The sequence below is a fragment of the Mitsuaria chitosanitabida ATCC BAA-476 = NBRC 102408 genome, from assembly GCF_001598255.1.
In the GTDB taxonomy this organism is placed as follows: domain Bacteria; phylum Pseudomonadota; class Gammaproteobacteria; order Burkholderiales; family Burkholderiaceae_C; genus Roseateles; species Roseateles chitosanitabidus.
Window position 1 is genome coordinate 149,809 of record NZ_BCYP01000004.1, and the last position, 24,960, is coordinate 174,768.

Here is a 24,960-nt window from a genome sequence, read left to right on the forward strand (position 1 = left end):
GCGGCGTCCGGCACCGTGCCCGGGAGCCCCCCGGGCCTGTGCCAGAATCGCCGCACACTCCGCCCCCGCCCATGCACACCAGCCCCCCCGACGCTCCGGACACGCCCGCGACCAAGCCCGCGGAGCTGCCCCGCAAGCGGCTCAAGCCCGGGGAGCGCCGCGTCCAGATCCTGCAGACGCTGGCCAGCATGCTGGAGCAGCCCGGCGCGGAGCGCGTGACCACCGCCGCGCTCGCCGCGCGGCTGGAGGTCAGCGAGGCCGCCCTGTATCGGCACTTCGCCAGCAAGGCGCAGATGTTCGAGGGCCTCATCGAGTTCATCGAGACCAGCATCTTCTCGCTGCTCAACCAGATCGCCGAACGCGAGACCGACGGTCTCGCCCAGGCGCAGCGCATCGTCGCCGTGCTGCTGCAGTTCGGCGAGCGCAATCCGGGCATGGCCCGGGTGATGGTCGGCGACGCGCTGGTCTACGAGAACGAGCGCCTGGTCGCGCGCATGAACCAGTTCTTCGACAAGGTCGAGTCGGCCCTGCGCCAGGGCCTGCGCACCGCGGCCGAGGCGTCTGGCTCGAGCACTCCGACGGTCGAGGCCCAGGCCCAGGCCTCGGTGCTGGTGAGCTTCATCATCGGCCGACTGCAGCGCTATGCGCGCTCAGGCTTCAAGCGTCTTCCGACTGAACAGTTGGATGCCGCAATGCGAATGCTCGGATGATCGGCGCCGCCGCGTAGCGCCCGTCGCGGCGGGCGCGGCCCTCTAAACTCGGCCTCATGTCCGACGCCCTTGACGCCCTGCTGCGGCGCGCCGACGCGCTGCTCAACCGCCTGGAGGCCGTGCTGCCCCAGCCCCTCACGCCGCCCGACTGGTCGGGCGCGGTCGCGTTCCGCTACCGCAAGCGCGGTGCGAGCGCGCGGCTGGAACCGGTCAGGCACCTGTCCACGATCCGGCTGGGCGACCTCAAGGAGGTCGAGCCGCAGAAGGAGCGCCTGCTGCGCAACACGCGCCAGTTCGTGCAGGGCCAGCCGGCGAACAACGTGCTGCTGACGGGCGCGCGCGGCACCGGCAAGAGCTCGCTGATCAAGGCCTGCCTGAATCAATTCGCCGACCAGGGCCTGCGCCTGATCGAGGTGGACAAGGCCGATCTGGTCGACCTGCCGGATCTGGCGGACCTGGTCGCCGACCGGCCGGAGCGCTTCGTCATCTTCTGCGACGACCTGAGCTTCGACGAGGGCGAGGCCGGCTACAAGGCGCTGAAGTCCATGCTGGACGGCTCCGTCGCCGCGGCCACCGACAACCTGCTGATCTACGCGACCAGCAACCGCCGCCACCTGCTGCCCGAGCAGATGAAGGACAACCTGGGCTACACCCACACCGAGCGCGACGGGAACGTCGAGGTCCATCCGGGCGAGGCGGTGGAGGAAAAGATCTCGCTGTCCGAGCGCTTCGGGCTGTGGATCAGCTTCTACAGCTTCAGCCAGCAGGAGTACCTGGCCATCGTCGCCCAGTGGCTGAGCCACTTCGGCCTGGACGCCGCCCGCATCGAGGCCGCGCGTCAGCCGGCGCTGGTCTGGGCGTTGGAGCGCGGCTCGCGCTCGGGCCGCGTGGCCTATCAGTTCGCGCGGGATCTGGCGGGACGCGGCGGCGCGTCCGACGGCACGCCCGCCCCCTCGACGGACACCGACGCGCCGGAAGGACTGGACCATGTCTGAACGCGAGCAGGCCCATCCGCTCAGCCCCGTGGGAGCGACCGACCGCGTGCCGGTCGAGGTCGCCGTCGGCGTGCTGGTGCGCCGCGACGAGCACGGCCGCGAGACCGAGTTCCTGCTGACCTCCCGCCCCGAGGGCAAGGTCTACGCCGGCTACTGGGAGTTCCCTGGCGGCAAGCTGGAGGCGGGCGAGACCGTCGAGCAGGCCCTGCGCCGCGAGCTGCACGAGGAACTGGGCATCACCATCGGCGCCGCGCATCCGTGGAAGGTGGAGCTGATGGAATATCCGCATGCCAAGGTGCGCCTGAATTTCTGCAAGGTCTACGAGTGGGCCGGCGAATTCGAGATGCGGGAGCAGCAGACCATGAGCTGGGAGCGCCTGCCGGTGCAGGTGCAGCCGGTGCTGCCCGGAACCATCCCGGTGCTGCAGTGGTTCGCCGCCGAGCGCTTCCACGTCGGTCTCACCCATGTCTGAGGCCCCGGACTACACTGCCGCGATGGACTGGCTGGATCAGATCAAGTGGGACCGCGACGGGCTGGTGCCCGTCATCGCGCAGGAGCAGGGCTCCGGCGACATCCTCATGTTCGCGTGGATGAACCGCGACGCCCTGGCCCGCACCGCCGAGATCGGCGAGGCGGTCTACTGGAGCCGCTCGCGCCAGAAGCTGTGGCACAAGGGCGAGGAGTCCGGCCACACGCAACAGGTCCACGGCATCCGGCTGGATTGCGACAACGACGTCGTGCTGCTGACCATCACCCAGCACGGCCACGAACCCGGCATCGCCTGCCACACCGGCCGCCACAGCTGCTTCTTCCAGAAACTGGAGAACGGCCAGTGGTCGACGGTCGAGCCGGTTCTCAAGGATCCGGCCAGCATCTACAAATGACGGCGTGACAGCGTGACGGCATGACGGACCCGGCCGCCGACCTGGTCGCCTGCGACGCACCGACGCACCCTGTGCTCCCGTCCACCCAGCGATATTCCCCCGACGCGCGAAGCCTGAAGCGATGAGCACCAACGACACTTCCGCCGCGGCTCCGGCCGCCGGTGCGCCGGCCTCGGCGCCGACCTCCCTCGACGTGCTGGCCCATCTGGGCGATGTCGTCGCGCAGCGCCGCGCCGAGGGCGATCCGGACAAGAGCTACGTGGCCAAGCTGTTCGCCAAGGGTCTGGACCAGATCCTCAAGAAGGTCGGCGAGGAAGCCACCGAGGTGGTGCTCGCCGCCAAGGACGCGGACCACGCCAAGGACGCGGCGCGGGCCGCCGACGGCCAGCCGCGGGCGGCCGACAAGCTGGTCTACGAGGTCGCCGATCTGTGGTTCCACTCGATCGTGGCGCTGGCCGCCTTCGACGTCCGTCCCGAGCGCGTGCTGGCCGAGCTGGCGCGCCGCGAGGGTCTGTCCGGCCTGGAGGAATTCGCCCGCAGGGGCCAGAAGGAGGGTGCATGACGCAGTCGTTCGAACCGCAATCCCCGACCGTGGTGCTCGATCCCGAGCGCGAGGCCAGCCTGCGCTCCGTGGGCATCGTCAGCTACGTGCTGCACGCGATCGTCGCGATCGGCGCGGTGCTGCCTGGCGTGCAGGCCAGCGTGCTGCTGCTGGTCATCGCCGTGATCGTCGACCTGGTCAAGCGGGACGAGGCGGCCGGCACCTGGCAGGCCACGCATTTCTCCTGGCGCCTGCGCAGCGTGCTCTGGTGCGGGATCCTGTACGCGATCACGATTCCGCTGTGGTTCCTGTTCGTGCTGCCCGGCTGGATCGCCTGGATCGCGATCTCGATCTGGTTCCTCTATCGGATCGTGCGCGGCTGGCTGGCGATGAACGACCGCCGCCCCATGCCGATGTGAGCACCGGGAAAACCGAACGCCCACCCCTTCTTTCCCATGGCCGGTGACACCTTCGCGCCATGGTCCGACGTCATCATCCGGCCCCACTGTCCGACCCATCCGCCATGAGCCACGACCCCAACTGCATCTTCTGCAAGATCGTCCAGGGCCAGATCCCCTCGAAGAAGGTCTACGAGGACGAGGACCTGCTCGGTTTCCACGACATTCACCCCTGGGCGCCGGTGCACTTCCTGCTGATCCCCAAGCAGCACATCGCCAGCATGGTCGACCTGACGCCCGAGCATGCGGCGCTGATGGGCAAGATGGCGGTGCTGGTGCCCAAGCTCATGAAGGAACTGGGCGTCACGAACGGTTTCCGCACGGTGGTGAACACCGGCGCGGACGGCGGTCAGGAGGTGTTCCACCTGCACATGCACGCGATCGGGGGCCCCCGGCCCTGGTTGAAAGGCTGAACGCCAGCCCCATGTGCGGGCCGCCGCTCTCTGCGAAGGGGGAGGGCAGGCGGCGAAACCTCCGGATGAGTTCGCTCATCGGTTGGGATGGGGCAGATAAGCCGCTGATGCGGGCACGGGATGACGCTGATCGCCCGAATGCCTGTCACGCGCGGATCGTAGAATTTCGCATTCGACTCTGGAGATTGTCATGGGTGGTTTGAGCATTTGGCACTGGCTGATCGTGCTGGTCGTCGTGATCGCCGTGTTCGGCACGAAGAAGCTGCGCAACGTGGGCAGCGACCTCGGCGCCGCGGTCAAGGGCTTCAAGGACGGCATGAAGGACGGCTCGACCGATGCGCCCGCGCAGCAGGTCACCAACGCCGGCAAGGCGGCTGATCCGAACACCGTCGACGTCGACGCCAAGCAGCGTCACTGAGCGCGGCCGGCATGGTCGATTTCGGTTTCGACAAGCTGGCGCTGATCGGCGCGGTGGCGCTGGTCGTGCTCGGCCCTGAGCGCCTGCCGCGCGTGGCCCGCACCGTGGGCCACCTGCTGGGCAAGGCGCAGCGCTATGTCGCGGACGTCAAGGCGGAGGTGAACCGGTCCATCGAGCTGGAGGAGCTCCAGAAGATGAAGGGCCAGTTCGAGTCCGCCGTCAGCGACGTGCAGACCAGCGTGCAGCAGGGCGTGGACTCGGCCAACGAGACGCTGCAGTCGACCTGGTCCGACCTGTCCGTCGACGGCACGTCGTCGGACGGCTCGATCGGCGGCTACGCGTCGCCGGTCCCGGTCTACACGCATCCGAAGAAGAACTGGCGGCTCAAGCGCGGCGCGACGCCGCTCTGGTACAAGCAGCAGTCCGGCGTGCGCCGGCACGCGCAATCCGGCGCGGCCCGCATGGCCCGCTTCCGTCCCCCTCGCCGAGCGACATGAGCCAACAAGAAGACGAACTCGCCGGCACCGAACAGCCCTTCGTGTCCCACCTGATGGAGCTGCGCGACCGGTTGATCCGGGCGTTGCTGGCCGTGGTGGTGGCCTTCGGCCTGCTGTGCATCTGGCCCGGCACGAGCGGTCTGTTCGACCTGCTGGCCAAGCCGCTGGTGGCGCATCTGCCGCAGGGCGGGTCGCTGATCGCGACCAACGTGCTGTCGCCCTTCCTGGTCCCGCTGAAGGTCACCTTGCTGGCGGCCTTCCTGCTGGCCCTCCCGGTGGTCCTGTACCAGGTCTGGGCCTTCGTGGCGCCGGGTCTGTACGCCCACGAGAAGCGCCTCGTGATGCCGCTGGTGGTGTCGAGCACGCTGCTGTTCTTCGCGGGGGTGGCGTTCTGCTACTTCTTCGTGTTCGGCAAGGTCTTCACCTTCATCCAGAGCTTCGCGCCCAAGAGCATCGCGGCGACCCCCGACGTCGAGGCCTACCTGGGCTTCGTGATGAACATGTTCATCGCCTTCGGCGCGGCGTTCGAGGTGCCGGTGGTGGTGGTGGTGCTGGCGCGCATGGGCATCGTGACCGTGGCGCAGCTCAAGCAGTTCCGCGGCTACTTCATCGTGCTGGCCTTCGTCATCGCGGCGGTGATCACGCCGCCGGACATCGTCTCGCAGCTCGCGCTGGCGATCCCGATGTGCCTGCTCTACGAAGTGGGCCTGTGGGCCGCGGGCGCCTTCGGCCGCTTCACCCGCGCGCCGGACGACGAGGCGGAGGAAGGCAACGGGAAGCCCGCGTCCTGATGACCCGCGGCGCTCACTCGGGCGCGGCGTCGTCCGTCGTCTGGGGCTGGCGCAGGCCGACCTGCAGCGGCAGCTTCAGCAGGTCCTTGCCGCGCTGCACCGCGATGATGGTCTTGCTGTCGGGCTTGAGCGCCGCGACCACGTTGACCAGCTCCCGCGGCGTGCGCACCGGCTGGCCGCCCACGTCGGTGACCACGTCGCCCGCCTCCAGGCCGGCCTTGGCCGCCGGGCTGGCCTTGAAGACCTCCTTGACCAGCACGCCATGGTCGACGCTCAGCTTGAGCGTCTCCACGACATCCGAATTGATGTCGCCGGTGATCACGCCCAGCCAGCCGCGCGAGACCTTGCCGTCCTTCACCAGTGCCTCCAGGACCTGGTAGGCCGAGTCGGCCGGGATCGCGAAGCCGATGCCCAGGCTGCCGCCCCCGGTACGCGAGTAGATCGCCGTGTTGATGCCCACCAGGCGGCCCTGCACGTCCACCAGCGCGCCGCCGGAGTTGCCGGGGTTGATGGCGGCGTCGGTCTGGATGAAGTTCTCGAAGGTGCTCAGGCCCAGCTGGGTGCGGCCGAGCGCGCTGACGATGCCCGAGGTCACCGTCTGCCCGACGTTGAACGGGTTGCCGATCGCCAGCACCACGTCGCCCACCTGCAGCTCGCCCGCCTTGCCGGGATGGATGACCGGCAGCGGCGCGGGCAGGGCGATGCGCAGCACCGCCAGGTCGGTCTCGGGATCGGTGCCGACCAGCTTGGCCTCGGTGTCGCGGCCATCGGCCAGCTGCACGCGGATCTCGGTCGCGCCGGAGACGACATGGTTGTTGGTCAGGACATAGCCCTCGGGCGAGACGATCACGCCGGACCCCAGGCCAGTCTGCGGGCGCTGTTGCTGCTGCGGCCGCTTGCCGAAGTGGAAGCGCAGCCAGGGATCGGCGTCGATCTCGCGCTGGCTGGGCGCCGGCTTGTTGGCCAGCACCGCGACGACCGCGGGCGAGGCGGCCTGCGCCGCCGCGGCGAAGCTGAACTGCACGGCGGCACGGGGTGGGGCGCCCTCGGCGGCCGGCAGCGTGGGCACGACGCGTGCCGCCTGCGGGGGGGCATGGAGCCACTCGGGCTTGAGTGTCCCGACGACGAAGTAGCCGGCCAGCGCCACCGTGGTGGCCTGGGAGAAAATCAGCCAGGTTTGACGCAAAAGAGATCCTGTCATGGCACATCGCACGGAGCTGGAGCGGCTGTTGGCCGCTACGCTGGAGCCCTCGCGGTTCAAGGATTATGGGCCGAACGGTCTGCAGGTCGAGGGCCGCGATCAGGTGCGGCACCTCGTGTGCGGGGTCACGGCCAGCCTGGCGCTGATCGACGCCGCCGTCGAGGCCGGCGCCGACGCGATCCTGGTCCATCACGGTCTGTTCTGGCGCGGCCAGGACGGTCGCGTGGTCGGCTGGATGAAGCAGCGCCTGTCACGGCTGCTCGCGCATGAGATCAACCTGTTCGCCTATCACCTGCCGCTGGACGCGCATCCAGAGCTGGGCAACAACGCCCAGCTGGCGCGCCACCTGGGCTGGTCCACGGACGGCCGCTTCGGCGAGCAGGACCTGGGCTGCATCGGCGCGCTGCCCGCGGCGCTGGGTTCGCTGGATGCGCTGAGCGCGCACGTGGAGACCCGGCTGGGCCGCGCGACGGTGCGGGCCGCCGGCGACGGCCGGCCGCTCAAGCGGGTCGCGTGGTGCACCGGTGGCGCGCAGGGTTACTTCGAGGCTGCCATCGCCGCGGGCGCCGACGTCTTCATCACCGGCGAGATCTCCGAGCCCCAGGCGCACTACGCGGCCGAGACCGGCGTGGCCTTCCTCGCGGCCGGCCATCACGCGACCGAGCGCTATGGCGTGCAGGCGCTGGGCCGCACCGTCAGCGAGCAGCTCGGCCTGGAGTACCGTTTCATCGACATTCCCAACCCGGCCTGATCCGCCTCGGGGCGCCCCGCTCCGGCCTGCGGCCGGGGTGACCCCGGCGGGGCCCGCCTGGAACCTTGATCTGAACTTCCGCATGAACACCACGTCCTCCCGTCCCCTGCTGCTCACCATGGGCGACGCCTGCGGCATCGGCCCCGAGATCGCCGTCGCCGCCTGGGCAGCCGATCGCGGCGCCGATCTGCGCCTGGTCGGCGATGCCGGCGTGTTCCGTCGAGCGCTGGGCTTCATGGGCCTGGACCTGCCGGTGGCCGTGCTCGATCAGTGCGACGACGTCGCGCCGCCGGACTGCCTGCCGGTCTGGCAGCCGTCGGGGCTGCCGACGGATCTGCTCGACCAGCCGCTGGGCCAGGTGAGCGCGCAGGCCGGCGCTGCCGCGGCGCGCTGCATCATCGCGGCCGTCCACGAGCAGCAGTCGGGCCGCTCGCGCGCGCTGGTGACGGCGCCCATCCACAAGGAAGCGCTGCATGCCGGTGGCATCGACCATCCCGGCCACACCGAGCTGCTGCAGGCGCTGTGCGGCGACGCGCAAGGTCGCCTGCCGCCGGTGCGCATGATGCTGGCCAACGACGAGCTGCGCGTGGTGCTGGTGACCATCCACGTCGCGCTGCGGCAGGCCGTCGACCTGATCACCACGGGCCGCGTGCTGCAGACCCTCCGTATCACCGACGAGGCGCTGCGCCGCGCCGGCGTCGCCGCGCCGCGCATCGGCGTCGCCGGGCTCAATCCGCACGCGGGGGAGGGCGGGCTCTTCGGCGACGAGGAGATCCATCACATCGCCCCCGCCATCGAGCAGGCGCGTTCGCTGGGCATCGACGCGCGCGGTCCGATCGCGCCGGACACGGTGTTCATGCGCGCGCGTCACGCGCCGCCGGCGCATCCGGGCGAGTTCGACGCGGTCGTCGCGATGACGCATGACCAGGGCCTGATCCCGGTGAAGTACCTGGGCGTGGAGCAGGGCGTCAACGTGACGCTGGGGCTGCCGCTGGTCCGCACGAGTCCCGATCACGGAACCGCCTTCGACATCGCGGGGTCAGGTCGTGCCGATCCGGCCAGCATGGCCGCGGCGATCCGCATGGCGCGGACGATGTCGGCCTGAACGGGACCTGCGGGCGAGCACGGAAGCGGCGAGCAGGGGAAACCTGAACGGTTCAGGCCGGCCCCGCGAGGGCCCGGTCCGGTCCCTGCCGATCAGGCCTTGGCGCCGATCGCCGCCAGCTGCTGCCGCGCGCGCGCGGTGGCGCGCTCCAGCAGGTGGGCGTGCTCGAAGGCGCGCAGGCGGCCGGCCTCGCAGAGCTTGCGCAGCATCCGCGCGGTCATCGTCAGCGTCTGCTGGTGCTTCTGGCCGTGGGTGAAGATGAAGAAGCTGCGGCTGACGCTGATGTGGGCCAGTCTCACCTTCTCCCACTGGCCGTCGCGGTGCATCTGGTAAGCCACGCCGATCTGCAGGTGGTCGATCAGCAGCTCGCCGGCCGTGGGCGCGGGCGCTTCCTCGGCGGCGGGCAGGCCGTCGATGCTGATGTCGACCGCGGCCAGCGGCTGCTCGTCGGCGCTCAGGTCGATGTCGACCTGACCATCCCAGTCCACGTGTTCGTCCTGGACCAGGCCCAGGCGGCGCGCCTCCTCGTCGGACAGGCGCTCGGTCAGGTCCAGGTCCAGCGAGCCGGCGTTGGCGTTCGGCGCGGGCAGGTCCTGCTCGCGCGGCGGCGCCATGCCGAAGACCGACTCCAGCTGCTTGGCCAGCAGGTTGTACTCGAGCGGACTCAAGGCCTGACCCTTGAGCGATTCCGCGTGGGCCGGCAGCAGCTCGGCGAAGAACTTCTTGCGCGCGGGCTCCGGCCAGCGGATCAGGTCCAGGCCGTCGTTGAGCGTGCGCATCAGCACCGGCAGCGAGGCCAGGAAGGCCTGGCGCTGCTGCGGCGTGGTCTTGGGCTGGACCGACAGCACCAGGTCGCGGCCCATCTGGCGCAGGCGGTCCACCAGCGCCGCATCCAGGTCCGGATGGCGGGACGCGTGGACCAGCACCTCGCTCCAGGTCCGGGTCAGGAACTCGCGCATGAACTCGCGCAGGTCCATGTCGGCCATGGCGCGTTCGAGCTGCTGCATGTAGCGCTGCTGCAGGCGGAGCTCGGTTTCCTTGCGCTCCAGCAGCGCGGCCGCGTCGCCCTGGGACTTCAGCGTCTGCGCGGTCTGGTCGGCGATGAACTGGTCCAACTGGTCGAGCTTGGACTCGTACAGGTCCATGCGGTCGAAGTCGCCGCTGACCACGTCCTGGACCAGCTCGCGCACCAGCGTCAGGAAGGACTTGCCGGGATCGTCGGTGAAGTCGTCATAGGCCGCCGCCAGCGTGGCGATGCGGTTCACCAGGCGCCGCACCGGATGGCGGCGCGAGGAGAAGAAGGAGCGGTCGCCCAGCGCCGCGCGCAGCACCGGCAGCTGCAGGCGCGCGATCTGCTGCGCCATCAGCGGGGGCAGCTTGGCGTCCGACAGGATCTGGTCGAACAGGCCCGCGACCACGTCGATCACCATGTGGTCGAGCGAGCCGCTCGCCGCCTGCCGCAGCTCGTCGCGGTGCAGGTGGATCAGGTTGGGCGGCAGCACGATGGGGCCGCCATCGACGTAGCCGCCAGCGCCCGGATCGACCTCCCAGCCCTGCCACTGGCTGTTGGGCGGCAGGCCGCCGCCGGTGGTCGGGCCGCCGAGACCGCCCGAGGGGCTCTGCGCCAGCCGGCGCAGCAGGTCCATCAGTTGCGGATCCACGCTGCCGCCACCGAAGCCCCCGTGACCGCCGTGGCCTGAGGGCATGCCATGCGCGCCGTGTCCGCTGCCCTGGAAGCCGCCGGCCACGCTGTGCAGGCCGCCGGCGCGGCTGCCGTAGCCGTTGCCGGGCAGCGCGCCGGGCATGGTCGCGTAACGGCTGTCGTGCAGCGGGACGCCGGACGTCGTGCCGCCCGCGCCTCGGGCGCCGCCCGGGCCGCCGGCACCGCGCACGCGCAGGTCCTGCGGGCGCAGACCGCGGCTGCGGAACAGCCCGGCGATGTCGGCGTAGCAGGCACGCATCTCCAGGGCGAGCGCGCGGGTGAGTTCGTCGGTGAGGATCTGGCGCGTTTCCGGGTCGTCGGAGACGGCGTTGACCCCCTCCAGCAGCGCCTGGGCGATCGCCTGCGGGCGCAGCGGGTGTCGTTCGTCGGAAACGCCGGGGATGTCGCCCATGTAGGCGTTGACCTCGCGCAGTTCCCATTCGCTCTGGTGACCGAGGGCCAGCCCGATGCGGTCGGTGGCGACCATCGCGTTGACCTGGTCGTCGTCCATCAGCGAGAGCTCGTCCCACTGCGTCGCCTTGGCGCCGGACCGCGTCGAGGCGGGGGCGGCGGCCGTCGCGGCGGGGGAGACCTCGGCCGCCTGTTGGCGCATGGACTGGTCGAAACGCTGCGAGAAGAGCGCCTGATGCTTGCGGAAGAGGAACTGAGCGGACAGCAGCGCATCCCGCCGCTTGGCCTGTCCAGCGGACAGGGCGGCGAGACCCAGACCTTCGGCGCCGCGTTCAGCGGCTTGTTCCGCCGCCGTCCGCACGCGCTGCAGCGCCACGTCGACGTGGGGGTTGAGACGGTTCATCGAGGCATCAGGACGCAATGTGGTGATGTCACCACATGACAAGTATCGGCCAGCCCATCCCCCAGAGGGATGGGTGGCGCGCGTCAATCGCGCAAAAGCTGACGAATGGCCGCAGCTTTACGCTTTGTCACGCCTGAGCGAGTCGCGGATCTCGCGCAGCAGGACGATGTCCTCGGGGGTGGGGGCCGGCGCGGCGGGCGCGGCCGGGGTCTCGCGCTTGAGACGGTTCACCTGCTTGATCATGATGAAGATGATCAGCGCCAGGATGACGAAGTTCAGCAGCACGGTCAGGAAGCTGCCGTAGGCGAACAGCGGGACGCCGGCCTTGGTCAGGGCCTCGTAGGTCATGGGCCCGGCGTAGTTCTTGGGCGGGTCGGCCAGCATGATGAAGTAGTTGCTGAAGTCCAGCCCCCCGACCACCTTGCCCACCAGCGGCATGATCAGGTCCTTGACCACCGAGTCGACGATCTTGCCGAACGCGCCGCCGATGATCACGCCCACGGCCAGGTCCATCACGTTGCCCTTGACGGCGAACTCTCGGAATTCGGTCAAAAAACCCATCGCTTGCTCCTTGTGGTTCAGGTGTGCGAAGGCGCTAATACCAAGCGCTTTCCCGGGTGGCCCTCCGCCACCGAGCAAGCATCCTACCGGGGTTCGCGCCACCACAAATGTCAACTTGGTGCGCGGCTGCACATCGGTAGAGCGCCTAGGGGCGGCCAGGATCTTTCGTGCCTAGAATCTTTGGTTGCCCCTGATCAGAAGTTCCCTGTAAGGACCCCAATGAGTGACCAACAAGTGGACCAAGGCAAGCGCACCTGGCTGATCGCCACCGGTTGCGCGGGAGCAGTAGGCGGCGTGGCCACCGCCGTCCCGTTCGTCAGTACCTTCGCTCCCAGCGAGCGAGCCAAGGCGGCCGGTGCCGCCGTCGAAGTCGACATCGGCGCCATCCAACCGGGTCAGAAGCTGACCGTCGAATGGCGCGGCAAGCCGGTCTGGATCGTCCGGCGGACCAAGGAGCAGCTGGATGCGCTCAAGTCCAACGACGCCGAGCTGGCCGACCCCAATTCCGACCGCAAGGCCTACCCGATCCCGGAGTACGCCAAGAACGAGTGGCGCTCGCTCAAGCCCGAGTACCTCGTCGTCGTGGGCATCTGCTCGCACCTGGGCTGCTCGCCCAGCGACAAGTTCCAGGCCGGTCCGCAGCCGTCGCTGCCGGACAACTGGCACGGCGGCTTCCTCTGCCCTTGCCACGGCTCGACCTTCGACATGGCGGGCCGCGTGTTCAAGAACAAGCCGGCGCCCGACAACCTCGAGGTGCCCCCGTACACGTTCCTGTCGGACACCAAGCTGTTGATCGGTGAAGACAAGAAGGCCTAACCAGGACCGAGGCAGACGACATGGCTGAATTCAAGGAAGCACCCGCCGGCGCTCCGATGGGCGCGCGGCTCATGACGTGGGTGGACAACCGGTTCCCCGCGTCCCAGCTCTACAAGGAGCACATGTCGGAGTACTACGCTCCGAAGAACTTCAACTGGTGGTACATCTTCGGCTCGCTGGCCCTGCTGGTGCTGGTGATCCAGATCGTCACCGGCATCTTCCTGGTGATGCACTACAAGCCCGACGCCGCGCTCGCGTTCGCGTCGGTCGAGTACATCATGCGGGACGTCCCCTGGGGCTGGCTGATCCGCTACATGCACTCGACGGGCGCCTCGGCGTTCTTCGTCGTGGTCTACCTGCACATGTTCCGCGGGCTGCTGTACGGCTCGTACCGCAAGCCGCGCGAGCTGGTGTGGATCTTCGGCTGCGCGATCTTCCTGTGCCTGATGGCCGAGGCCTTCATGGGCTACCTGCTCCCGTGGGGCCAGATGTCCTACTGGGGCGCGCAGGTGATCGTGAACCTCTTCGCCGCGGTCCCGTTCGTGGGGCCGGACCTGGCGCTGCTGATCCGCGGCGACTACGTCGTCGGCGACGCGACGCTGAACCGCTTCTTCAGCTTCCACGTCATCGCGGTGCCGCTGGTGCTGCTGGGCCTGGTGGTGGCGCACATCATCGCGCTGCATGAAGTGGGGTCGAACAACCCGGACGGCGTCGAGATCAAGGCGAAGAAGGGCCCGGACGGACACCCGCTCGACGGCATCCCGTTCCACCCGTACTACACGGTGCACGACATCTTCGGCGTCGGCCTGTTCCTGATGGCCTTCACGGCGATCATCTTCTTCGCGCCGGAACTGGGCGGCTACTTCCTGGAGTACAACAACTTCATCCCCGCCGACCCGCTGAAGACCCCGTCGCACATCGCGCCGGTCTGGTACTTCACGCCGTTCTACTCGATGCTGCGCGCGACCACCGACGTGATGGTCACCGTGCTGTGCGTGGTGGTGGCGGCGGCCGCGGTCATGACGGTGCTGCGCAGCGCCTTCTCCGCCAAGGGCAAGGTGGCGACCATCGTCCTGGCGGCGGTGGGCATCGCGCTGCTGAAGTTCTTCGACGCGAAGTTCTGGGGTGTCGTGGTGATGGGCGGCGCCGTGATCATCCTGTTCTTCCTGCCCTGGCTGGACCACAGCCCGGTCAAGTCGATCCGCTACCGCCCCGACTGGCACAAGTACCTGTACGGCATCTTCGTCGTGGACTTCCTGGTGCTGGGCTACCTGGGCATCAAGCCGCCGTCGGACGCGGGCACCCTCGTGTCGCAGGTCGGCACGCTGTACTACTTCGGCTTCTTCCTGCTGATGCCGTGGTGGAGCCGCGCGGGCTCGTTCAAGCCCGTCCCCGACCGCGTGACCTTCACGCCGCACTGATCGCCAACGTCACGGAGTCGAACGAATGAAGAAAATCATCGCCACGCTGTTGACGTCCATCGCGCTCGGGACCGGGCTGATGTCGACGGCGTCCGCGTCGGAGGGCGGCATCGAGTGGGACCGTTTCCCGGTCTCCAAGATGAACGACATGGCGGCGCTGCAGAACGGCGCCAAGATCTTCGTCAACTACTGCCTGAACTGCCACAGCGCGAATTTCATGCGCTACAACCGGCTCAAGGACCTGGACCTGACCGACGAGCAGATCAAGGCCAACCTGCTGTTCGCCGGGGAGAAGGTGGGCGAGACGATGAAGGTCTCGCTGGACCCGAAACAGGCCAAGGAGTGGTTCGGGACCACCCCGCCCGACCTGACCGTGATCGCCCGTTCGCGGGCCGACGGCAGCAAGGGATCGGGGGCGGATTACCTGTACACCTACCTGCGAAAGTACTACCGCGACGAAACCAAGGCCACGGGATGGAATAATCTCGCTTTCCCCAGCGTGGCCATGCCGCATGTGCTGTGGGAGCTCCAGGGCGTCCGCACCGCCAGGTTCGAGGAAGAAAAAGACCCGCATGACCCGTCCAAGGTCGCGCATGTCTTCAAGGGCTTCGAACAGGTCACGCCCGGAACGATGACGACGCAGCAGTACGACGAGACCATCGCCGACCTGGTCGCCTATCTCCAGTGGATGGGCGAGCCGGCGCAAGGTCTGCGGTTCAGGCTCGGCATCATCGTGGTGCTGTTCCTGCTGGGGTTCACCGTGTTCGCCTGGCGCTTGAACGCCTCCTATTGGAAGGACGTCAAGTAAAAGTCCGATGATCCGGCGCGAGCCGGATCCTCACGCGCAGTGGGGCGCCGAAAGGCTCCCACTGCGTTGTCGTTTGTTTAGAAGAAGGAAGCCGAGAGGTTTCCACAGGAGTCCACTGCCATGATGGTGCTTTATTCCGGAACCACTTGCCCCTATTCGCACCGTTGCCGGTTCGTTCTGTTCGAGAAGGGCATGGACTTCGAGATCCGGGACGTCGACCTGTTCGCCAAGCCCGAGGACATCGCGCTGATGAACCCCTACAACGAGGTGCCCATCCTCGTTGAACGCGACCTGATCCTGTACGAGTCGCACATCATCAACGAGTACATCGACGAGCGCTTCCCGCATCCGCAGCTGATGCCCGGCGACCCGGTCGCCCGTGCCCGCGTGCGCCTGTTCCTGTTCAACTTCGAGAAGGAGCTGTTCGCCCACGTCAACGTGCTGGAGAACCGCGGCCAGGCCACGAAGCCGACGGAGAAGCAACTGGAGAAGGCCCGTTCGCAGATCCGTGACCGCCTGACGCAACTGGCCCCGATCTTCCTGAAGAACAAGTACATGCTGGGCGACGACTTCTCGATGCTGGACGTCGCGATCGCTCCGCTGCTGTGGCGTCTGGACTACTACGGCATCGACATGTCGAAGAACGCCGTGCCGCTGCTGAAGTACGCCGAACGGATCTTCTCGCGTCCGGCCTACATCGAGGCGCTGACGCCCTCCGAGAAGGTGATGCGCAAGTAATACACTGCGGCGCTATGGATGACAGCAAGGACGGCGGCGCTTCTTCCGCCAGCTCGACGCGACCCTATCTGATCCGTGCCCTGCACGAGTGGTGCACCGACAACGGGTTCACGCCCTACATCGCCGTGCATGTGGATCGGACGGTGCAGGTCCCTCTGGAGTACGTCAGCAACAACGAGATCGTGCTGAACGTCGGTTTCGACGCGACCAGCAACCTGGACCTGGGCAATGAACTGATCGTGTTCAAGGCCCGGTTCGGTGGTGTCGCGCGTGAGATCCAGGTACCGGTGGATCATGTCGTCGCGATCTACGCGCGGGAGAACGGGCAGGGCATGGCCTTCCCGCCGCCCACGCCGGAAGAGTCCGCCGCGGCCCCGCGCCCGGCGCCGAGCGCGCCGCGCGGTCTGCGCCTGGCCTCGGACGCCGACAGCGAACCGCCCAAGCCGGAACCCGAACCGACACCCGCCGCCGGTCCCGAGGATGACGATCCCGGTGCCGGTCCGTCGGGTGGTCGCCCGGCGCTCAAGCGCATCAAGTGACAGGACGGTCCGGCATCCCCGGACCGTTTTTCATTGGGGCGCCCCTGTGACCGAGGGGGATCTCGGCGGGATTCCGGACCGATTTCAGGCCGAGTTCCATTTCGGCCCCTCGGGCAGCGTCTAGAATGCAGCCCGCGCCGCAGCAATGGCGGCGTTCAGTTTTCAGCGTGCCGGCTTAGCTCAGTTGGTAGAGCAACCGCCTTGTAAGCGGTAGGTCGTCAGTTCGAACCCGACAGCCGGCACCATCGAACACCCCTCGAAGCCCCGTTTCGTCCCAGGACGAGCCGGGGCTTCGTTCATTCGGCCCTCCAGCCCTGCGACCGCTGTCCGCGAGTCCATTGGGTTGTCAATCGCCCGAAAGTCACTGTCGCCCGGCTTGACAGTCTTGTGAACAATCGCACGTATCAATCTGTACGTCATTGATTCTGATGATGTTTCCCGAGTGGCACAGGGTTTGCTCTAGGCCGCCCCGTGTTCAACACGCCGGCCAACCTCACAGAGCCGGCTTCACAGGGAGTCTTCATGCAGAGCTTGTTCCGTCGCGGTCTCGCGACCTTGGCCGTCGCCGCCTCCTTGGCCGCGGCCGCCGTGGCCCACGCCGCCCCCACGAATTTCTCCTTCGCTGGCAACTTCAGCAAGGCCAACGACGTCCAGACCTTCACCTTCACGGCCAATGGGTCCTCGGCGGTTCGCCTGATCACCTACAGCTATGCCGGCGGCACGCAAGCCAACGGCACCGTGGTCGCGGCGGGCGGCTTCGACCCGATCCTGGCGCTGTTCGATGCCAGCGGCACCCTGGTCGGCCAGAACGATGACGCCATCAGCAACACGACGGGAGCTTGTGGCGACGCGTCGGTCAACCCGGACCCGGTGGGCGGCATGCGCTGGGACACCTGCCTGGACCTGACCCTCGGCGCCGGCGTCTACACCGTCTCGGTGATGCAGTTCGACAACTTCGCGCTGGGCCCGAATCTGTCGAGCGGCTTCCGCTACGACGGCAACCCCGATTTCCTGGCCAACCAATGCGCCAACGGCGTCTTCTGCGACAACGGCCGTCGTGAGCGCACCTCGTTCTGGGCCTTCGACATCCTGAACGTGGAAGGCGCGCAACAGAACGACGTGCCGGAACCCGCGTCGCTGGCGCTGGCCGCGATCGCGCTGGCCGGACTGGGCAGCGCGCGCCGCCTGCGCCGCAAGGCCTGACCCCGAGGTCGCGCGGGGGCGCTCTGGCGCGGCCCCGCGCGGCTGAGGACGGCGACTGGCGGCTAGGGGCGACCTGGGGTCGCCGATGCCGCCCGGGCCGGTCCCGCCGGCTCGGCCACCCGTGTTGGCGGGACCACCGTCATCGACGGCCCACCCGCCAGCCGCGCCAGATCGTCGGTCACCCGCTGGGCCATCTCGGAGCCCGGCTCGAGCAGCCCCAGCAGGCGCGTCCAGTGCCGGCGCGCCGTGACCTGATCGCCGCGCCGCGCCGCCGCCGCGCCGCCCAGGGCGAGCGCCTTGGGCTGATCCGGATCGAGTGCCAGCGCCGCATCGATGGCCGCCTGAGCCGGCCCCGACAGATCGCCCCCCTGAGCCGATCCCAGCGCATCGGCCAGGTCCGCCTGCAGCTTCGCGCGCAGCGGCGACAGGTCCGGAGCACCGGCCAGCGCGATCGCGCGCCGATACGCCTCGGCGGCGTCGTCGTAGCGCTCCTGCACTTCGCGCGAGCGCGCCAGCATCTGCCAGCCCTGCAGATCGTCCGGCTGCTCGCGCAGCTTCGCGGCCAGGCCCTCGACCATCGCCTCGACGTCCACGCCCGTGGTGGGATGCGGCTCGACAGTGCCGACACCGGTCACGATCTCGGCGGCCGCGCGCGGATTGCCGACTTTCAGGTACACGGTCAAGGCCGCGATCGGCAGGGCCAGGCTCACCAGCGCCGCGGCGCCCAGACGCCAGGCGCGGCCCACCTGGCGTGGTGAACCCGGCGAAGTCGTCGCCACGCTCTCGGCCCGCAGCAAGGGTCGCAACAGCACGCCCAGCACGAGCAGCAGCAACGTGGTCGAACCGGCCCACAGCGGGAACAGCGCATTCATCGGGAAGGTCCTTGTTCGAGAAGATCGTCGACGGACGGCTCGTCCTCGCGCGCATCGTCGACGTCCAGCGACGGATCGAAGGCGCCACGCCGGCGCAGCGCGAGCGCCAGGCCGGTCAGGCCGACGATGAGCACCAGGAATGGCCCCGTCCACAGCAGCCATGTGGAAGGCTGCCACGGCGGCGAGTAGCGGACGAAGGCCCCATAACGCTGCTCGAAGAAGGCCACGATCTCGTCGTCCGCTCGGCCGGCGCGCAGCTGCTCGCGGATGACCTGACGCATGTCGGCCGCCAGGGGCGCATTCGATTCCGCCACGGTCTGGTTCTGGCAGACGACGCAGCGCAGGTGGTGCGCGAGCAGGGACTCGCGCGCCTCCAGCACCTCGGACGGTGGCGCCTCGGCTGCCGTGGGGTTGGCGGCCGCCGCCGGCACCGGGGTCAAGGTGAGCCACGAGGACACCGCGAACGCCGCGGCCAGCGACATCGATCGTGGCCGCTTCATCAAGCCGATCGCCTTCATTGCAGTGCCTTCATCGCCGGCATCAGCTTGTCGCGCCAGACCTCGGCGGTCACGGGGCCCTGATGCCGGAAGCGCACGCGGCCCTGTGCGTCGATGAGGAAGGTCTCCGGCACGCCCTGCACGCCGAAGTCCATGCCCACCCGGCCGTCGGCGTCCACCGCCGAGGCGCGGTATGGGTTCCCGACGCCGGCCAGCAGCGCCAGCGCCGGCTCGTCCCGGTCCTTGTAGTTGAGCCCGTAGAGCGGCACGCCGTCGCGCGCGGCGAGCTGGCGCAGCGTGGGCAGTTCCTGCCGGCAGGGCTCGCACCAGGACGCCCAGACGTTGAGCATCCACACCTGGCCTTTCATGGCTGTCGTGCTGAAGCGTTGGTCCGGTGCCTCGAGCACCGGCCGAACGAATTCCGGCGCCGGTCGGTCGATCAGCGCCGAGGGCAGCACCCGCGGGTCGCGGTCCAGTCCCAGGCCCAGCATCAGCGCGAGCCCGAGGAACAGGCCGAGCGGGATCAGGAATCGCATCAGGAGGTCTCCGGGCGGGTGCCATGGACGCGGGGCATCGCGCGGACGAGTCCGGTCGGCGCGGGCTCAAGCAGCGGCGGCTCGTGGGAACGTGGATCGCGCGAGGCCGCCCGTGGTTCGACCGCCTGGCCCGCCCGGGCCGGGCGATAGCGTCGATCGGCCAGCGCCAGCAGGCCGCCCAGCGCGATCAGGGCCACGCCGCCCCAGATCCAGGCCATGAAGGGCTTCACTTGCACGCGTACGCTCCAGCGGCCGTCTCCGAGGGGCTCGGCCAGCACGACGAACAGGTCGCGGCGCCAGCCCACGTCGATGGCCGGCTGGCTGAGCGCGGTGCCGTCGGCGTGGAAGACGCGCTTTTCCGGATGCACGCGTGCCACCTCGCCCAGCGATCGGCCGCCGTCGCCGTCGAGCGCGTCGACGACGAAGGTCCCGCGCATCCGGTCGTGATTGGGTCCCTCGCCGGGGGTGAGCGCCTCCAGCCGGAAGCGCAGACCGGCCACGTCCACGCTGCCGCCCAGCGCCAGGGTCGCCTCGCGGCGATGCTCGAAACCAGTCGCCAAGGTGGCGCCGAGCACGAACACGCCTACGCCGGCATGCGCGACCAGCATGCCCCACCAGCTCGCGGGCTGGCGGCCGACACGACGCCAGAGCCGATCGATCCGACCGTCCTCATCGTCGCCCGAGCTGCCCAGGCGCTCGATCGCATGCGCGAGCGCGGAGCCCACGCACCAGGCCGCCAGCACCACGCCGAAGCTCGCCAGCGGTGTCCAGCCGGACACGCCACGGGGCGCCGCCGGGACGGCCCAGGCGGCGAGCACCGACAGCGCCGCCGCGCACAGGGCGCTCGCACCCAGCGCCCAGCGCAGCTGCCGGGCGAGCTCGGGCCGCGGCGCGCGCTTCCACCGGGCCAGCGGTCCCACGCCCATCAGCAGCAGCGCGGGCACGACCAGCGGAATCACGACGGCCTCGAAGTAGGGCGGGCCGACGGAGATCTTCTCGCCGCGCAACAGATCCAGTGCCAGCGGATAGAGCGTGCCCAGCAGCACCGCCAGCGAGGCGGCGACGAACAGCACGTTGTTGACCAGCAGCAGTGTCTCGCGCGACAGCGCCGCGAAGCGCCCACCCAGGCCCACGCTGGGAGCGCGCCAGGCGAAGAGCAGCAGCGAGCCGCCCACCACCGCCACCATCAGGCACAGGATGCACAGGCCGCGACCCGGGTCGACCGCGAACGCGTGGACCGAGGTCAGGACGCCCGAGCGCACGAGGAAGGTACCGAGCAGGCTCAACGAGAAGGCCGCGATCGCCAGCAGCACCGTCCAGCTGCGGAAGGCGCCGCGTCGGTCCGTGACGATCAGCGAGTGGATGAGCGCCGTGCCGGCCAGCCACGGCATCAGCGACGCGTTCTCCACCGGATCCCAGAACCACCAGCCGCCCCAGCCCAGCACGCCGTAAGCCCAGGCGCTGCCCAGCAGGATGCCCAGGGTCAGGAAGCTCCAGGCCGCCAGCGTCCAGGGACGGGACCAGCGCGCCCAGGTCGCGTCCAGTCGTCCGGAGATCAGCGCCGCCAGCCCGAACGCGAAAGCCACCGCGAAGCCGACATAGCCCATGTAGAGCAGCGGCGGATGCGCCACCATGCCCGGGTCCTGCAGCAGCGGATTGAGGTCGCGGCCCTCGGGCGCGGCCGGGGAGAGGCGCGTGAACGGATTCGACAGGAAGAGCAGGAACAGCAGCATGCCGATGCCCAGCCAGCCCATCACCGCGAGCACCCGCGCGGCGTAGTCGGCGGGGAGGGCGCGGCTGCGCAGCGCCACCGCGCAGCCCCAGCCGGCCAGCAGCGTCTGCCACAGCAGCATCGAGCCCTCGTGGCCGCCCCAGACGGCGGTGAAGCGGTAGATCGCCGGCAGCTTGGAATGCGAGTTGGCCGCCACGTACAACACCGAGAAATCGCCGGCCAGGAAGGACCAGGCCAGCGCCGCGAAGGCCAGCAGGCTGAGCGCGCCCTGCAGCAGCGCCGCCGGCCTGGCGACACGGATCCAGGGTTCGATGCGCCAGTGCGCGCCCACCATCGGCAGCGTCCCTTGGACCACGGCCACCAGCAGCGCCAGCACCAGCGCGAAGACGCCGATCTCCGGAATCATGGTCGGACTCCCTTCGAGCCATGGCCGCCAGCCCCGTCGCCGGGGTCCCCGATGCCGACCGGGGCAGCCGGACCGGCCTTCCTGGCGCGGCCCTGCTCGAGGGCCCGCGCGGCCTCGGGCGGCATGTAGTTCTCGTCGTGCTTGGCCAGGACCTCGGTGGCGGTGAAGGAGCCGTCATGGGCGAGGCGTCCGGAGACGACGACGCCCTTGCCCTCCTTGAACAGGTCGGGCAGCAGTCCCCGATAGGTGACGGGGATACGCTGGACCTCATCGGTGACGATGAAGCGCACGCTCAGCCCATCGGCGTCGCGGCGCAGCGAGTCGAGCTCCACGAGCCCCCCGAGCCGGAAGGCGGCGTCGCGGGGCGCCTGTTCGGCGTGCACCTGCGTCGGGCTGAGGAAGAAGGTGACGTTGTCGCCAAGCGCGCGCAGCACGAGCGCGGTCGCGCCGCCGAGCGCCGCGAGCCCGATCACGATGAACATCAGGCGGCGATGGCGGGCTTTCATGGCGAGCGCTCCTCATCGGACGGGCTCAGCGGCGTCCCCAGGAGGCGACGACTGCGCCGCCACAGCATGAGGATCTCGACGAACAGGAGCAGGGCGGAAGTCCAGCCGACGGCGAGGAAGAAGGCGTGAGCGTTCATGGGGAATCCCGTAGCAGGCAGCGCGCGCGCGTGAGCGTCATCGCGATGGCATAGGCCCAGCAGGCCAGCGCCATCAGCAGCATGCCGGTCAGCATGGAGGCGGCCATGGACGGCGCGGCGTCGAAGCGGATGGAGGCGCCTTGATGGAGCGTGCTCCACCACTGGACGGAGAAGTAGATGACGGGCACGTTGACCACGCCCACGAGCAGGAGGAGGGCGCCGGCGATGTCGGCGCGGCGGGTGTCCTCGATGGCGGAGACCAGGGCCAGGTAGCCCAGGTAGAGGAAAAGCAGCAGGAGCTCGGAGGTGAGCCGGGCGTCCCACACCCACCAGGTGCCCCAGGTGGGTTTGCCCCAGGCGGCGCCGGTCCACAGCGCGATGACCGTGAAGAGCGCGCCGGTGGGCGCGATCGCGCGGGCCATCACGAAGGACAGCCGCGTGTGGTACGTGAGGCCGAGCGCGGCGTGCAGCGCGGCGACGAGGTACAGGAACATCGACATCCAGGCGGCGGGCACGTGGATGAAGATGAGGCGGTAGACCTCGCCCTGCTGGTGGTCCGTGGGCGCGACGAGGAACGCGACCCAGAGTCCCGCGAGCGCGAGGACCGCCGCCAGTCCGGCGAACCAAGGGATCACGCGCGCGGCCCAGGGGTCGAAACGGACCGGCGAGGTCAGCGCGCGCCAGCGCCGAGGCGGCGCCTCGTGGCGCGGCGGACTGCCGAGTCGGGTGGTATGGACGGTCATGGCGAGGCGATGGAAGACGGCGGTGAGACCGATGAGGGCGCTGCGATCGATGGAACCGCTGGGATCGGCGGGACCGAGGCTGTCATTCGACGGCGAGCCGGAGCGCGGCGCTCGCGGCCCAGGGCACGGTGACCAGCGCGACCAGCAGCACCGCGCCCAGCAGGCTCAGATGCGGCGAGGCCGACAGGCCATGAAGCGAGGCGACCGCCGCGCCGCTGCCGAAGATCAGCACCGGCACGCACAGCGGCAACACGATCAGCGCGAGCAGCACATGCCCCCGCAACCCCAAGGTCAGCGCCGCGCCCAGGGCGCCGAGCAGCGACAGCGACGGCGTGCCCAGCAGCAGCGCGAGCGCCAGCACCCCGACGACCTCGCCCGGCAGTCCGTACTGCAGCCCGAGCAGCGGCGCGACCAGCACCAGCGGCAGCCCCGTCATCAGCCAGTGCCCCAGCGTCTTGGCCGCGACCACCGCCAGCGCGCCGCCGGGCGCCAGCAGCGATTGCTCGAGGCTGCCGTCGGCCAGGTCGGCCTCGAACAGGCGGTACTGCGACAACAGCATCGCCAGCAGCGCGCAGACCCAGATCACGCCCGGCCCCAGCGCCCGCAGCAGCGCCGCGTCCGGCCCGATGGCCAGCGGGAACAGGCTGGCCGCGACGACCAGGAAGGCCAGCGGTCCCAGCGCGTCGGCGGGCCGCGCGGCGGCCAGGCGCAGGTCGCGATGGAGCAGCGCCAGCATCATGCGGGGACGGCGTCTGCATGGCGGGCATGGACGCGATGGGCGTCCAGATCCAGATCGATGAGGCGCTCCAGCGGCAGCGCGAGCGGGTGGTGCGTCGCCACGACCGCCAGGCCGCCGGCGCTCAGGTGCGCGTCGAGCAGCGCATGGAAGCGCGCTTCGCCGTCGGTGTCCAGCGCCGCCGTGGGCTCGTCGAGCAGCCAGAGCGACTGCCCGCTCATTGCCACGCGGGCGAGCGCCAGCCGCCGCCGCTGTCCTTGCGACAGCCGCCGGACCTGCAGCGGCGCGAGCTCGCGCAGGTCGACCGCGTCGAGCGCTTCCGCGATCGAACAGGCCCGCAGGCCGTGGTCCGTGGCAGCGGCGGTGGCGGCGGCGGCGGCGGCGGCGGCAACGGGTGCGATGGCCGCGCGTGAAGCGGGGCCTCCTTCGATCCCGTCGCCCGCGTCGGCGCCGCCACCGAGTCCCGCGATGCGGCGCGCGAAGACCAGGTTCTCCTCGACGGTCAGATCCAGGTTCAGGCCGTTCTGATGCGCGAGGTAGGCGAAGCCGCTGGGCCGGTCGATCACGCCGGTCTTGATCGGGAGCAAGCCTGCGATGGCCCGCAGCAAGCTGCTCTTGCCGCTGCCGTTGGCGCCGCGCAGCGCCAACGCCCGACCGGCGCGCAGTTCCACGCTCAGATCGCGGAACAGCCATCGCCCACCGCGCACGCAGCCCAGCCGCTCGATGCGCAGCGCTTCAGCGCTTGACGGGACGGTCGGCATCGTTGGGTCCGGCCGCGCTCACGCGCGCGGCTTCGTCGCCCTTGGGCACCGTCTGTCCGGGGCTGTCGGACGGGCCCTCGCCGGGCGGGATGTACGGCAGATGGTGCGCGATGCCCTTGTGGCAGTCGATGCAGGTCTTCTCCTTGCTCGCCAGATAGGTCGAGTGCATGGCTTGCGCCCGCACGCTCTGGCGCGTGAAGTCCATCGAGTCGTAGTTGTGGCAGTTGCGGCACTCCAGCGAGTCGTTGGCCTTGAGGCGGGCCCACTCGTGCCGCGCCAGCTCCAGCCGTTTCTCCTGGAACTTCTCCCGGGTGTCGATGGTGCCGAAGATCTTGCCCCAGACCTCCTTGGACGCCTGCATCTTGCGGGCGATCTTGTAGGTCCAGTCATGCGGGACGTGGCAGTTGGAGCAGACCGCCCGCACGCCCGAGCGGTTGGTGTAGTGGATGGTGCTCTTGAGCTCCACGTAGACGTTCTCGCGCATCTCGTGGCAGCCGGTGCAGAAGGCCTCGGTGTTGGTCAGTTCCATGGCGGTGTTGAACGCACCCCAGAACACGATGCCGCCGATGAAGCCGCCCAGCGTCAGGAAGCCCAGGCTGAAGTGCACGCTGGGCCGCCGCAGGACGGTCCAGTAACGGAGCAGGAGCCGGATCGTGGCTTGAAACATG

Annotated in this window: 31 protein-coding genes and 1 tRNA gene; 19 read left to right on the top strand and 13 right to left on the bottom strand. The window is 69.4% G+C overall.

Annotation, left to right across the window (positions count from 1 at the left end):
• The first annotated feature begins 71 nt into the window (after positions 1–71).
• The 10 genes from slmA to tatC all read left to right on the top strand — a co-directional run bounded on the left by slmA (position 72) and on the right by tatC (position 5,707).
• Positions 72–710, top strand: coding sequence for a nucleoid occlusion factor SlmA (gene slmA, locus MCHT01_RS02105; protein ID WP_067061685.1), 639 nt, complete (start codon positions 72–74; stop codon positions 708–710).
• Between the two features lie 56 nt (positions 711–766).
• On the top strand, positions 767–1,705 hold the full coding sequence (locus tag MCHT01_RS02110; protein WP_067061688.1) for an ATP-binding protein: 939 nt from the start codon (positions 767–769) through the stop codon (positions 1,703–1,705).
• On the top strand, positions 1,698–2,177 hold the full coding sequence (locus tag MCHT01_RS02115) for an NUDIX domain-containing protein (protein WP_067061691.1): 480 nt from the start codon (positions 1,698–1,700) through the stop codon (positions 2,175–2,177). Before MCHT01_RS02110 ends, MCHT01_RS02115 begins: the two co-directional genes overlap by 8 nt.
• A gap of 22 nt (positions 2,178–2,199) precedes the next feature.
• Positions 2,200–2,589, top strand: a complete 390-nt coding sequence (gene hisI / locus MCHT01_RS02120) for a phosphoribosyl-AMP cyclohydrolase (RefSeq protein WP_067061694.1) — start codon at positions 2,200–2,202, stop codon at positions 2,587–2,589.
• Positions 2,590–2,710: 121 nt separating this feature from the next.
• Positions 2,711–3,151 carry a phosphoribosyl-ATP diphosphatase gene (locus MCHT01_RS02125; RefSeq protein WP_067061698.1) on the top strand — a complete coding sequence of 147 codons (441 nt, stop codon included), beginning with the start codon at positions 2,711–2,713 and terminating at the stop codon, positions 3,149–3,151.
• Complete coding sequence (locus MCHT01_RS02130; RefSeq protein ID WP_067061701.1) at positions 3,148–3,549, top strand: DUF4870 family protein; 402 nt, start codon at positions 3,148–3,150, stop codon at positions 3,547–3,549. Before MCHT01_RS02125 ends, MCHT01_RS02130 begins: the two co-directional genes overlap by 4 nt.
• A 104-nt stretch (positions 3,550–3,653) precedes the next feature.
• Positions 3,654–4,001 (top strand): histidine triad nucleotide-binding protein, encoded by a 348-nt coding sequence (locus tag MCHT01_RS02135; RefSeq protein WP_067061704.1) that lies wholly within the window; start codon positions 3,654–3,656, stop codon positions 3,999–4,001.
• Between the two features lie 190 nt (positions 4,002–4,191).
• The gene (gene tatA / locus MCHT01_RS02140) at positions 4,192–4,419 is read left to right on the top strand and encodes a Sec-independent protein translocase subunit TatA (protein ID WP_067061706.1); all 228 of its coding nucleotides are present in this window, start codon (positions 4,192–4,194) and stop codon (positions 4,417–4,419) included.
• An 11-nt stretch (positions 4,420–4,430) separates the two neighbouring features.
• The gene (gene tatB, locus MCHT01_RS02145) at positions 4,431–4,916 is read left to right on the top strand and encodes a Sec-independent protein translocase protein TatB (RefSeq protein WP_067061709.1); all 486 of its coding nucleotides are present in this window, start codon (positions 4,431–4,433) and stop codon (positions 4,914–4,916) included.
• A complete protein-coding gene (gene tatC / locus MCHT01_RS02150; protein WP_067061712.1) occupies positions 4,913–5,707 on the top strand; it encodes a twin-arginine translocase subunit TatC in 795 nt (264 codons plus the stop codon). The genes tatB and tatC overlap by 4 nt, the downstream gene beginning before the upstream one ends.
• Before the next feature lie 13 nt (positions 5,708–5,720).
• Here the strand turns inward: tatC and MCHT01_RS02155 are convergent, their stop codons facing one another.
• Positions 5,721–6,893 (bottom strand): S1C family serine protease, encoded by a 1,173-nt coding sequence (locus MCHT01_RS02155; protein WP_067061714.1) that lies wholly within the window; start codon positions 6,891–6,893, stop codon positions 5,721–5,723.
• A gap of 13 nt (positions 6,894–6,906) precedes the next feature.
• Between MCHT01_RS02155 and MCHT01_RS02160 the strand changes: the two genes are divergently transcribed.
• Complete coding sequence (locus MCHT01_RS02160; protein WP_067061717.1) at positions 6,907–7,659, top strand: Nif3-like dinuclear metal center hexameric protein; 753 nt, start codon at positions 6,907–6,909, stop codon at positions 7,657–7,659.
• Between the two features lie 82 nt (positions 7,660–7,741).
• Positions 7,742–8,764: a 4-hydroxythreonine-4-phosphate dehydrogenase PdxA gene (pdxA, locus tag MCHT01_RS02165; RefSeq protein ID WP_067061720.1), complete on the top strand. Its 1,023-nt coding sequence runs from the start codon at positions 7,742–7,744 to the stop codon at positions 8,762–8,764.
• Positions 8,765–8,856: 92 nt separating this feature from the next.
• On the opposite strand, the gene MCHT01_RS02170 is transcribed toward pdxA, so the two are convergent.
• Together MCHT01_RS02170 and mscL are read right to left on the bottom strand one after the other, a co-directional pair.
• Positions 8,857–11,280 carry a DUF1631 family protein gene (locus MCHT01_RS02170; protein ID WP_067061723.1) on the bottom strand — a complete coding sequence of 808 codons (2,424 nt, stop codon included), beginning with the start codon at positions 11,278–11,280 and terminating at the stop codon, positions 8,857–8,859.
• Positions 11,281–11,397: 117 nt separating this feature from the next.
• Complete coding sequence (gene mscL / locus MCHT01_RS02175; RefSeq protein WP_067061726.1) at positions 11,398–11,841, bottom strand: large conductance mechanosensitive channel protein MscL; 444 nt, start codon at positions 11,839–11,841, stop codon at positions 11,398–11,400.
• Between the two features lie 219 nt (positions 11,842–12,060).
• Here mscL and petA point away from each other — a divergent pair, with 219 nt between their 5' ends.
• The 7 genes from petA (at position 12,061) to MCHT01_RS02210 (ending at position 17,366) form a co-directional block, all read left to right on the top strand.
• Positions 12,061–12,657, top strand: a complete 597-nt coding sequence (gene petA, locus MCHT01_RS02180; RefSeq protein WP_067061728.1) for a ubiquinol-cytochrome c reductase iron-sulfur subunit — start codon at positions 12,061–12,063, stop codon at positions 12,655–12,657.
• 20 nt (positions 12,658–12,677) lie between these two features.
• Positions 12,678–14,078, top strand: a complete 1,401-nt coding sequence (locus MCHT01_RS02185) for a cytochrome b (RefSeq protein ID WP_067061732.1) — start codon at positions 12,678–12,680, stop codon at positions 14,076–14,078.
• Between the two features lie 25 nt (positions 14,079–14,103).
• Positions 14,104–14,886 (top strand): cytochrome c1, encoded by a 783-nt coding sequence (locus MCHT01_RS02190; protein ID WP_067061734.1) that lies wholly within the window; start codon positions 14,104–14,106, stop codon positions 14,884–14,886.
• A 120-nt stretch (positions 14,887–15,006) separates the two neighbouring features.
• Complete coding sequence (locus MCHT01_RS02195) at positions 15,007–15,624, top strand: glutathione S-transferase N-terminal domain-containing protein (protein ID WP_067061738.1); 618 nt, start codon at positions 15,007–15,009, stop codon at positions 15,622–15,624.
• 14 nt (positions 15,625–15,638) lie between these two features.
• Positions 15,639–16,163, top strand: coding sequence for a ClpXP protease specificity-enhancing factor (locus MCHT01_RS02200; RefSeq protein WP_067061740.1), 525 nt, complete (start codon positions 15,639–15,641; stop codon positions 16,161–16,163).
• 169 nt (positions 16,164–16,332) lie between these two features.
• A tRNA-Thr gene (locus MCHT01_RS02205) sits at positions 16,333–16,408 on the top strand.
• A gap of 277 nt (positions 16,409–16,685) precedes the next feature.
• Positions 16,686–17,366 (top strand): DVUA0089 family protein, encoded by a 681-nt coding sequence (locus MCHT01_RS02210; RefSeq protein ID WP_067061742.1) that lies wholly within the window; start codon positions 16,686–16,688, stop codon positions 17,364–17,366.
• Between the two features lie 62 nt (positions 17,367–17,428).
• On the opposite strand, the gene MCHT01_RS02215 is transcribed toward MCHT01_RS02210, so the two are convergent.
• The 10 genes from MCHT01_RS02215 to MCHT01_RS02255 all read right to left on the bottom strand — a co-directional run bounded on the left by MCHT01_RS02215 (position 17,429) and on the right by MCHT01_RS02255 (position 24,959).
• Positions 17,429–18,238 carry a tetratricopeptide repeat protein gene (locus MCHT01_RS02215; protein WP_067061745.1) on the bottom strand — a complete coding sequence of 270 codons (810 nt, stop codon included), beginning with the start codon at positions 18,236–18,238 and terminating at the stop codon, positions 17,429–17,431.
• Complete coding sequence (locus MCHT01_RS02220) at positions 18,235–18,738, bottom strand: cytochrome c-type biogenesis protein (RefSeq protein WP_084451681.1); 504 nt, start codon at positions 18,736–18,738, stop codon at positions 18,235–18,237. The genes MCHT01_RS02215 and MCHT01_RS02220 overlap by 4 nt, the downstream gene beginning before the upstream one ends.
• 14 nt (positions 18,739–18,752) lie before the next feature.
• The gene (locus MCHT01_RS02225) at positions 18,753–19,271 is read right to left on the bottom strand and encodes a DsbE family thiol:disulfide interchange protein (protein WP_067061750.1); all 519 of its coding nucleotides are present in this window, start codon (positions 19,269–19,271) and stop codon (positions 18,753–18,755) included.
• A complete protein-coding gene (locus tag MCHT01_RS02230; RefSeq protein ID WP_084451634.1) occupies positions 19,271–21,409 on the bottom strand; it encodes a heme lyase CcmF/NrfE family subunit in 2,139 nt (712 codons plus the stop codon). The genes MCHT01_RS02225 and MCHT01_RS02230 overlap by 1 nt, the downstream gene beginning before the upstream one ends.
• On the bottom strand, positions 21,406–21,915 hold the full coding sequence (ccmE, locus tag MCHT01_RS02235) for a cytochrome c maturation protein CcmE (RefSeq protein WP_084451637.1): 510 nt from the start codon (positions 21,913–21,915) through the stop codon (positions 21,406–21,408). Before ccmE ends, MCHT01_RS02230 begins: the two co-directional genes overlap by 4 nt.
• A complete protein-coding gene (locus MCHT01_RS26635; protein ID WP_169806082.1) occupies positions 21,912–22,052 on the bottom strand; it encodes a hypothetical protein in 141 nt (46 codons plus the stop codon). Before MCHT01_RS26635 ends, ccmE begins: the two co-directional genes overlap by 4 nt.
• A complete protein-coding gene (gene ccmC / locus MCHT01_RS02240; protein ID WP_067061752.1) occupies positions 22,049–22,795 on the bottom strand; it encodes a heme ABC transporter permease CcmC in 747 nt (248 codons plus the stop codon). Before ccmC ends, MCHT01_RS26635 begins: the two co-directional genes overlap by 4 nt.
• A gap of 82 nt (positions 22,796–22,877) precedes the next feature.
• Positions 22,878–23,531, bottom strand: a complete 654-nt coding sequence (gene ccmB, locus MCHT01_RS02245) for a heme exporter protein CcmB (protein WP_067061943.1) — start codon at positions 23,529–23,531, stop codon at positions 22,878–22,880.
• Positions 23,531–24,292: an ABC transporter ATP-binding protein gene (locus MCHT01_RS02250; RefSeq protein WP_067061755.1), complete on the bottom strand. Its 762-nt coding sequence runs from the start codon at positions 24,290–24,292 to the stop codon at positions 23,531–23,533. The genes ccmB and MCHT01_RS02250 overlap by 1 nt, the downstream gene beginning before the upstream one ends.
• The gene (locus MCHT01_RS02255) at positions 24,267–24,959 is read right to left on the bottom strand and encodes a cytochrome c3 family protein (RefSeq protein ID WP_067061758.1); all 693 of its coding nucleotides are present in this window, start codon (positions 24,957–24,959) and stop codon (positions 24,267–24,269) included. Before MCHT01_RS02255 ends, MCHT01_RS02250 begins: the two co-directional genes overlap by 26 nt.
• Position 24,960: the final 1 nt, after the last annotated feature.